6 protein-coding genes are annotated in these 8,837 nt (G+C 54.6%); 2 read left to right on the top strand and 4 right to left on the bottom strand.

Annotated features, from left to right (window positions below; genetic code table 11):
• Positions 1–321 precede the first annotated feature (321 nt).
• Positions 322–2,178: a DUF3413 domain-containing protein gene (locus tag ACN0VL_RS08515; RefSeq protein ID WP_417616402.1), complete on the bottom strand. Its 1,857-nt coding sequence runs from the start codon at positions 2,176–2,178 to the stop codon at positions 322–324.
• Positions 2,179–2,259: 81 nt separating this feature from the next.
• Complete coding sequence (locus ACN0VL_RS08510; protein ID WP_417616400.1) at positions 2,260–2,487, bottom strand: DUF1414 domain-containing protein; 228 nt, start codon at positions 2,485–2,487, stop codon at positions 2,260–2,262.
• A gap of 77 nt (positions 2,488–2,564) precedes the next feature.
• On the opposite strand from ACN0VL_RS08510, the gene yejK reads away from it, so the two are divergent.
• Positions 2,565–3,557, top strand: a complete 993-nt coding sequence (yejK, locus tag ACN0VL_RS08505; protein ID WP_417616398.1) for a nucleoid-associated protein YejK — start codon at positions 2,565–2,567, stop codon at positions 3,555–3,557.
• A gap of 590 nt (positions 3,558–4,147) precedes the next feature.
• Here the strand turns inward: yejK and ahpF are convergent.
• Together ahpF and ahpC are read right to left on the bottom strand one after the other, a co-directional pair.
• Positions 4,148–5,710, bottom strand: coding sequence for an alkyl hydroperoxide reductase subunit F (ahpF, locus tag ACN0VL_RS08500; RefSeq protein WP_417616396.1), 1,563 nt, complete (start codon positions 5,708–5,710; stop codon positions 4,148–4,150).
• A 92-nt stretch (positions 5,711–5,802) separates the two neighbouring features.
• Positions 5,803–6,369: an alkyl hydroperoxide reductase subunit C gene (ahpC, locus tag ACN0VL_RS08495; protein WP_417616394.1), complete on the bottom strand. Its 567-nt coding sequence runs from the start codon at positions 6,367–6,369 to the stop codon at positions 5,803–5,805.
• A gap of 766 nt (positions 6,370–7,135) precedes the next feature.
• Between ahpC and ACN0VL_RS08490 the strand changes: the two genes are divergently transcribed.
• Positions 7,136–8,734: an isocitrate lyase gene (locus ACN0VL_RS08490; protein WP_417616392.1), complete on the top strand. Its 1,599-nt coding sequence runs from the start codon at positions 7,136–7,138 to the stop codon at positions 8,732–8,734.
• Positions 8,735–8,837 lie beyond the last annotated feature (103 nt).

Below are 8,837 nucleotides of genomic sequence, written 5' to 3'. Positions count from 1 at the left end.
GTCGGTGGAGGAGGCCCTTTATCCGACCTTTATAGAGCAAGAAAATAGATCTGCTATTTAATCTGTTTGGTATAACTTAAAACACAGCCGTCAGCGAGCAGCTAAAGAAAGAATTGGTCCCAAGCTCCTGATGGCCATCAGGATGACCGCAGCATCATCACAGTGTGTAGGGTCCATGTTTTGTGTAAAGCGTATTCGCCCTCTTTTAAGCACGAACCACCTTTCTGGTCGAATAAATTCGACCCTACACAACATAACTGCCAGCCTGGACTAACGGTAAGAACCGGGATTCGAATTCTTAACCCTTATCCCCAGCTTTCATCAATCTCCCTGAAAGCGATTCAAATCGCTCATTACCTGCAGCAGCAACGACAGCTCGGGGCTGGCGTTATCTTGCGCTTTATAATCGTCCGCTCCCAGAAACAGCATGTCGCCCCGGCGGTTGAACAGGGTGATGTCCTGCTGCTGATAAATGGCATATTCATCTTCGTCCGAGGCGAGTCGCCAGCGATCGGCATCTACCTTGAAGAGCGACTGTCCGGTGCTGTAACTGCGCGCCGGGTTTTGCACGCCCAGGGCCTGGCGCATCAGCGTCGGGATCACATCCAGCTGGCTGGTGGGATGGTCGAAGTGGGCCGGTTGCACCTGTCCCGGCCAGCTGATCACCAGCGGAACGTGCAACTGCGCCGGTGAGTAGGCGTTGCCAAAGCCCCAGGTATTGTTGTCGTTGTCGTTAAACTCCATGCCGTGGCCGGAGGTGACGATGATGATGGTATTGCGCTCGCTGCCCAGGCGATTGAATGCCAGCAGGTTGCCAAGCAGGCGATCGGTATAGAAAGCCGAATTTCGATAACGGTTGAACAGGGCGTCTCGCTGCTCGCTTTGGTAAGCCTGGGCGGGATTCAACTGCTCAAGCGAAGGTTGAAAAGGCCCTTTAACGCCTTCGGGCAGGTCCAGGGAATTCAGCGCATCCAGATAGACAAACGAAAACCAGGGGCGTTGGTCGCTTTGTTGGGCCTGCCAGTCGTTGAACTCGGCCACCACCTGGCGGTCTCCCTTGACGCCGCCGGGGGCATCGCTGAAGGTACGATGTCGCAAGCTGGAAAAAATCGCCTTTTCATACAGGGGCTTCTCCAGGCCACCGCTGACAAACAGGCCAAAGCGATAATCCTGGCGCTGTAATTCATCGATGAACACCGGCGCCATGTTTTCTTGCTCGGCGTCGCGCAGATATCGGCTTGGCAGGCTGTAAAACAGGCTGAACAAGGCGGTCTCGCTTTGGTTGCCGGCACTTAAATGATTGTTAAAGCGTAAGTGGCGATGGGCGAACCGGTTGAGATTAGGCATGGTAAAGGCATCGAGCTGATCGGCACGCAGACCATCGGCGACAATCAGCAAGATGTTGGGCGCCAGCTCGGGGGCCTTGACCGTTAACGGGCGCAGCGGGTAATTCAGGTTGCGCTTGGGCTGTTCGGCCACCTGTTTCGACAGCTCGCGATATTGATCTTCGTCCAACCAGCCCTGCTTGATTAAAAAGCTTTTGGCCGTCATGGGATAAGACAGGGGGAAGTTCGCTTTTTGCTCGGTAATGGGCGCATACACCAGCGCATCGGCCCAGATATGCACGCTATGAGTCAGAAAGAAGCACACCAGTAACGGCAGCGACAGGGGCAGGGCCAGAGAGCGCCGGCGGCGCTGGCTCCAGCGCCATAACCAGGACGCCAGCCACAGCTCCACCAAAAACAGCAGCGGAACCCAGACAAACAGCCAGCCCCAGCCCGAGGCTTCTTCGGTTTGCGCCTGATCCAGCAATAATTGCCATACGGTAGGAGTGAGGTGAAACTTGAACAGGCTGAACACCTGGGTGTCTACCAGCAGCAGGGTGAGCGCACCGGTAGCAATGGCCGCCCCCAGCAGTTGCATGGTTCGCACTTTCGGAAATAAAAACGTCAGCGGGAACAGGGTGAGCAAGTAGGTGAAAAAGGTAAGAAAGGCGAAATGACCTACCCAGCTCACCAGCATATAACCGACGCCCAGCAGGGTGTCCGGCCAACCCGCGATCAGCAAGTAGCGGCTCGATACCGCCATGGCGAGCAGTACATTGACAAACACCAGCCAATGTCCCCAGCCGATGAGACGGGACACATTGTCGCGATAGAGGTTACCGGTTTCGAGCATAGTTCAGCATAATTCAACTATTGGGTTAACACCCATCCTGGCTCAACCGCCTGACAGGAGTGTTGGGCAGTAAAAAGGCGCTTAGTGAGCCCCTTTTTGCGTGTCTACCGAGGCTATCAGCACTTTGGCAAACTTGTCGGCAATGACCTTGCGTTGCCCGGGCGCGATTTGATGATTAATGACATGAGTGGCCAGGTTGCCTAATACCATCAAGCGCAAGTCGGCCGGCGCCAGATGCTGGTCCATCACGGCTTCAAGGTCGCTCAACAGTTTATCGAATTCTTTTTCGTACTTGGAAATAACAGGCATGGGCACTCAATCATGTATCTTGATAACAGGGCAGCTATAATACCCCACCCCTTCTGGCAACTCTACGGCAATCTGTTATGAGCTTGGATATCGAACACATCATAGTACATTCTCTGTTTCTCGATGAGCAGGGCCAGACCCAGCTGGCCACTCGCGATCAGGAGTTGGCCACCGGGCCTGCAGTGAGCCACCTGATGAGCGAGCTGCATCACATCTACAACACCAAGGCCGGCAAGATATTTGGTTACTTCAATGAAGAAGATACCGGCTTTCGCGATCTGGTGCGTCGGGTAGAAGACGAAAGCCTGAGCTTTACCGCGTTTACCCATCAGGCGTCGGAACGGCTGTTGGGCGAACTGAAGCGGCTGGACATGAACGAGCAGGGCGTGCTGCTGTTTGTGCGTTATCAGTGGCTGGGCGCCCACTACCTGTTGATTGCCTTGCTGGACAATAAAGACAGCGTCACCGTCACCGACAAGCTGGAAGTCAGTCATGCCAGCTACCTGGACCTGGGCAAGATGCAACTGGCGGCGCGGCTGGATCTGACCGAATTGCAGAGTCGACCCGACTCCCATCGCTACTTCTCCTTTATCAAGGGCCGGGCCGGGCGCAAGGTCTCCGACTTCTTCCTGAACTTTCTCTCCTGTGTCGAAGGCATGGATCCCAAGGCACAAAGTCAGGGGCTGTTAAAGGCGGTGGATGAGTTCTGTGAGAGTCGCCAGCTGAGCAAGGAGGAAAAGCAGGAGAGCAAGGCGCTGGTCAACAAGTATTGCCGCGAACAACTTAAAGAGGGCGAAGAGCTGGAGCTGCGCGAGCTGTCTGCCGAGCTGGGCACAGATGACGATCTGGATTTTTATCAGTTTGTCAGCGAAGAGTACCAACTGGAAGACAAATTCCCGGTAGACAGGTCTGCCCTGAAAGGGCTGACCAAATACGTCGGCTCCGGCGGCGGCCTGACCATCAGCTTCGATCAAAAGCTGCTGGGCGAGCGAATTCAATACGACGCCAACACCGACACCCTGGTCATCAAGGGCGTTCCCCCCAATCTGAAATCGCAATTGCTTAAATAACAGCAAGAAGCAGCGATAAGCTTTAAGCAGTCAACGATCAGAAAAACACCGAGCCTTCAGGTTTCGGTGTTTTTTTATAGGCGCTTGGCGCTGGTTTTGTCTTTGGCTGATCGCTGACAGCCTGACTCTTAGTCACAAGTCGCTAGCCAGTGAATAAGTGCCCAGAGGTAACTGGGTACCCTCCCCCGACACGCTTCGGATACATGACACTCACCTTTTCAACCGCTGCGAACATTCACTGGATGTTCGGTCTGGTTGAAAAGGTGAGTCACGGCGAGACAAGCTCGCCCCCTGCACGCTCAGCACATGACGTCCCTGTCATGTGATGGTCGGCTGAGGCTATCCCAGCCGCCTCTTTTTAGGCACCGAGTCTTCGGTGAGCATCACTGACCGACGGCACCGGTGCCAACGGGAAGGCAGAGGGTGTCTGCTCAACCGACCATCTGCGCCAGGGATGGCGCGGTTTGAGCCCCCATGGATGGGTTTACGGCGAGTCGGAGGAGTAGTGCCCTCTGCCTGACTACATCACTAAGATCAAAAAATAGTTGTGACTAAGAGACAGGCTTATAGCTGACTGCTTGAAACTTGTTTTAAGTTCTAATCAAATGATCGAAGGCACTGAGTGCGGCGGTGGCGCCGGCGCCCATGGCAATCACGATTTGCTTGTAGGGCACGGTAGTGGCATCGCCGGCGGCGAACACACCGGGTATCGAGGTCGCGCCTTTGGCATCGATGATCACTTCACCAGAGCGGGTCAGCTCTACCGCCGAGCCGGTCAGAAATTCGGTATTCGGCACCAGGCCAATTTGTACGAAGATCCCTGCCACGGCCAGGTGACGCTGCTCGCCACTGGGGCGGTCGATATAATGCATGCCACTGACTTTCTGACCATCACCCACCACTTCCGTGGTTTGTGCATTGCTGATGATGTCGATGTTGGGCATGGAGCGAGCCTTGCGTTGCAGCACTTCATCGGCACGCAGGGTGTCAGCAAACTCGAGCACGGTGACGTGCTCCACCAGGCCGGCCAAATCGATGGCGGCTTCAATGCCCGAGTTACCGCCGCCGACCACGGCCACGCGCTTGCCCTTGAAGAGGGGGCCGTCGCAGTGGGGGCAATAAGCCACTCCTTTATTACGATACTCCGCCTCGCCGGGCACATTCAGTTCGCGCCAGCGGGCTCCCGTGGCCAGAATAACCGCGCGGCTTTTCAGCGTGGCGCCACTGGCTAAAGGGACTTCCAGCAACTGGGGGAGTGCCGCATCGTCGCTGCTCTGCTTGATGCCAGCCGCCCGCTGTGCGGTGATGATATCAACGCCATATTCCTTGACGTGCTGCTCCAGGCTGGCCGCTAGCTTGGGGCCTTCGGTATAGGGCACGGAAATAAAGTTTTCTATAGCAACCGTATCCATCACCTGGCCGCCGAAACGCTCGGCAAGCAGGCCGGTGCGTATTCCCTTGCGTGCTGCATAAATGGCGGCAGCGGCACCGGCAGGCCCTCCGCCCACGACCAGCACCTCGTAAGGGGCCTGTTCATTCAGGTTGGCGGCCTGGCGCTGGGCGGCTCCGGTATCCAGCCGGGTGACGATCTCTTCCAGGCTCATGCGGCCCTGGCCAAAGGGTTCGCCGTTTAAATATACCGCCGGCACCGCCATGATTTGGCGACGATCCACTTCTTCCTGAAACAGGGCGCCGTCGATCATCACATGGGTAATGTTCGGGTTCAGGGTCGCCATTAAATTGAGCGCCTGCACGACATCCGGGCAGTTCTGGCAAGACAGCGAAATATAGCTTTCAAAATGATATTCGCCCTCAAGATCGCGAATTTGCTGCTGTAGCTCGGCGCTGGCCTTGGCGGGGTGACCGCCAGTTTGCAGCAGAGCCAGTACCAGAGAAGTAAATTCATGGCCCATGGGGATACCGGCAAAGCTGACTCGCGGCGTCTGGCCTGCGGGCGCTATGCTCATGCTGGGGGTGCGTACTGCCGTCGCTTCTTTAAGGGTGATCTGGCTGGAAAGCTGGCTGATCTCCGTGGCCAGCGTCATTAATTCGGTTGATTTTGCTGTGTTGTCACCGGACACGCTAATCTCGATGGGAGAGACGATATTCTGCAAATAAGTGTCCAGTTGTTGCTTGAGGTTGGCATCTAGCATGGTCGTGTCCTGTGCTGAGTATGGGAGGATAAAACCGGCCCGCCGAGAGCATAAGGGATCAAGGTGGCGGGCCGGGGGTTGCTGCCTGGGGGTTAGATCTTGCCGACCAGGTCCAGTGACGGAGCCAGGGTAGCTTCACCTTCCTGCCATTTGGCCGGGCATACTTCGCCTGGGTGAGCCGCAACATACTGGGCGGCTTTCAGCTTGCGCAGCAAATCGGCAGCGTTACGACCTATGCCTTCGGCAGTCACTTCCACCGCCTGAATGATGCCCTGCGGATCAATGATGAAGGTGGCGCGGTCTGCCAGGCCCTGGCCTTCACGCATGACGCCAAAGTTATTGGTGATGGTGCCGGTTTGGTCGCCCACCATGTAGTACTGAATCTTACCAATGGTATCCGAGCTGTCGTGCCATGCCTTGTGGGTAAAGTGGGTGTCGGTAGACACGGAGAATACTTCTACGCCCATCTGTTGCAGCTCGGCGTAATGGTCGGCTACATCTCCCAGTTCAGTAGGGCAAACAAAGGTAAAGTCGGCAGGGTAGAAGAACACTACAGACCACTTTCCTTTCAGATCCGCTTCGGTCACTTCAACAAAGTTACCCTGATGATAGGCCTGAGCGGTGAAGGGTTTGATTTCAGTATTAATAGCAACAGTCATGTTGGCTCCTTGATGTTTGATGAGTGTCTTGCTGTGAACGGTTCTCATAGTAGAGGCTGCTATTGATTAAGTTAATCTGCTTAAATCTATCGGAGTGATAGCTAAAAGCTATTGATGGGCGAGGGCGGGGCTGCGAAGGGCAGAGGTGCCCGAGTGAGCGAGCGGAAATGATAAAGCAACGACATACCTTGCCAATCAGCAGGCTGATCGTCCGGAACTCGCTATTATTTTGCGATCGCAAAAAATAGAGCGTCAAGATTGAAAAGGTCCGGAAATGTCCGCTGGACGGCGGAGGGTAGCGGTCGAGAGATAAAGAAGAGTTAAATAAACACCTTTGATATTACTCTAGTGTATGGTCAGTGCATGTAATTAAATTACGTTTTATTGTTTCTTTGTGGGTTGCGTATTGATAAGGGAATACTCAATTAAGGCAGCTTTAAGCCAGTAATCCAGCCACTATACTTTAGTTTTATGTTTTGGTGGTTATGTGACCCATGTTGTGATTTTGTAAAATTGTAACTTGATCTTCTCGTGTTTATTACGCAGATTGATAGTGGTAACGCAACGCAGAATAAACGGAAGCGTCATCTCATACAGACCAGACCCTCGATGTTTGGCGAAATAAAAAACAGACATGGTTGCGGAGCAAAATAACAAGGAACACTGTGCACAACGACATGGCCAGGCTCGCGGTTAGCGTTGTGACAGGGAAGTAACAGGCCCAGTCAAGGGCCTCAACCCGACAGCAGAGAACAGGACGGACACCATGCCATACGCAAGCGAAATCGACACACTGACTTCTTTGATCAAGCAAAACCCGACCTGGAGCGCCATCAAGCCGGAATACGTCGCCCGTATGCGCGCCCAGAACAAATTCAAGACCGGGCTGGATATTGCGAAATACACGGCAAAAATCATGCGTGAAGACATGGCCAACTACGACCAGGACAGTTCGCAATATACCCAGTCACTGGGTTGCTGGCATGGTTTCATCGGTCAGCAGAAGATGATTTCCATCAAGAAACACTTCAACAGTACCAAGCGCCGCTATTTATACCTGTCCGGCTGGATGGTTGCCGCCCTGCGTTCGCAGTTTGGTCCCTTGCCCGATCAGTCCATGCACGAAAAAACCGCGGTGTCGGGCCTGATCGAAGAACTGTACACCTTTTTACGCCAAGCTGACTCCTGGGAGCTCAACCATTTGTTCCGTGACCTGGAAGAGGCCCAGAAGGCCGGTGACAAGGCCAAAGTCAAAGATATCCAAGCCCAAATCGACAATCACGAAACTCACGTGGTGCCGATTATCGCCGATATAGACGCCGGTTTCGGTAACGCCGAGGCGACCTACCTGCTGGCCAAGCAGATGATAGAGGCGGGTGCCTGTTGTATCCAGATTGAAAACCAGGTGTCGGACGAGAAGCAGTGCGGTCACCAGGATGGCAAGGTGACGGTGCCGCACGCCGAGTTTCTCGCCAAGATCAACGCGGTGCGGTTGGCGTTTCTGGAGCTGGGAGTGGACGACGGCGTCATAGTCGCGCGCACCGACTCACTGGGGGCCGGCCTGACCAAGCAAATTGCCGTAACCAATGAGCCTGGCGATCTGGGCGATCAATACAACAGCTTTATCGATGGCGACATTATCGAAAGCGCCGACGACATCAACAATGGTGACGTGGTGATCAAGCAAAACGGCAAGCTGGTCAAGCCAAAGCGCCTTGCCTCCGGCCTGTTCCAGTTCAAGGAAGGTACCGGCGAAGACCGGGTGGTGATGGACTGCATCGCCAGCTTGCAGAATGGCGCCGACTTGCTGTGGATTGAAACCGAAAAGCCCCACGTCGGCCAGATTGCCGCCATGGTCAATCGCATTCGCGAAGTGGTGCCTAATGCCAAGCTGGTTTACAACAACAGCCCTTCGTTTAACTGGACCCTGAACTTCCGCCAGCAGGTCTATGATGCCTGGGCAGCCGAAGGCAAGGATCTGGCCGGATATGATCGCGACAAGCTGATGAGTGCCGATTATGACCAGTCCGAGCTGGGCAAGGTGGCCGATGAATGGACGGCCAACTTCCAGCGTGACGCCGCCCGAGAGGCAGGCATCTTCCACCACCTGATCACGCTGCCCACCTACCACACCGCGGCCCTGTCTACCGATAACCTGGCCAAGGGCTACTTTGGCGATGAAGGTATGCTGGCTTACGTGGCCGGAGTGCAGCGCAAGGAAATTCGCGAAGGCATTGCCACCGTCAAGCACCAGGATATGGCCGGCTCCAACATTGGTGACGACCATAAAGAGTTCTTTGCCGGTGAGGCAGCCCTTAAAGCCGGTGGTAAAGACAACACCATGGGGCAGTTCGAGAACGTTTGATGCAATCATTTGATGTAATAATAAGGTGATGAGCACATCATCGGTGATTACTTTTCAGTTCAGGCAGCCTTGGTGCTGCCTTTTTTATGTTCGCCTCTTTAGA

The sequence above is a fragment of the Oceanisphaera sp. genome (assembly GCF_048268965.1).
In the GTDB taxonomy this organism is placed as follows: Bacteria; Pseudomonadota; Gammaproteobacteria; order Enterobacterales; family Aeromonadaceae; genus Oceanimonas.
This window is presented reverse-complemented; position numbering and strand designations above follow the sequence as displayed.

What these genes read in the sequence shown, in the direction of transcription:
- ACN0VL_RS08515 (WP_417616402.1), bottom strand. Translation starts at nt 2,178, where the DNA reads ATGCTCGAAACCGGTAACCTCTATCGCGACAATGTGTCCCGTCTCATC.
- ACN0VL_RS08510 (WP_417616400.1), bottom strand. Translation starts at nt 2,487, where the DNA reads ATGCCTGTTATTTCCAAGTACGAAAAAGAATTCGATAAACTGTTGAGC.
- yejK (WP_417616398.1), top strand. Translation starts at nt 2,565, where the DNA reads ATGAGCTTGGATATCGAACACATCATAGTACATTCTCTGTTTCTCGAT.
- ahpF (WP_417616396.1), bottom strand. Translation starts at nt 5,710, where the DNA reads ATGCTAGATGCCAACCTCAAGCAACAACTGGACACTTATTTGCAGAAT.
- ahpC (WP_417616394.1), bottom strand. Translation starts at nt 6,369, where the DNA reads ATGACTGTTGCTATTAATACTGAAATCAAACCCTTCACCGCTCAGGCC.
- ACN0VL_RS08490 (WP_417616392.1), top strand. Translation starts at nt 7,136, where the DNA reads ATGCCATACGCAAGCGAAATCGACACACTGACTTCTTTGATCAAGCAA.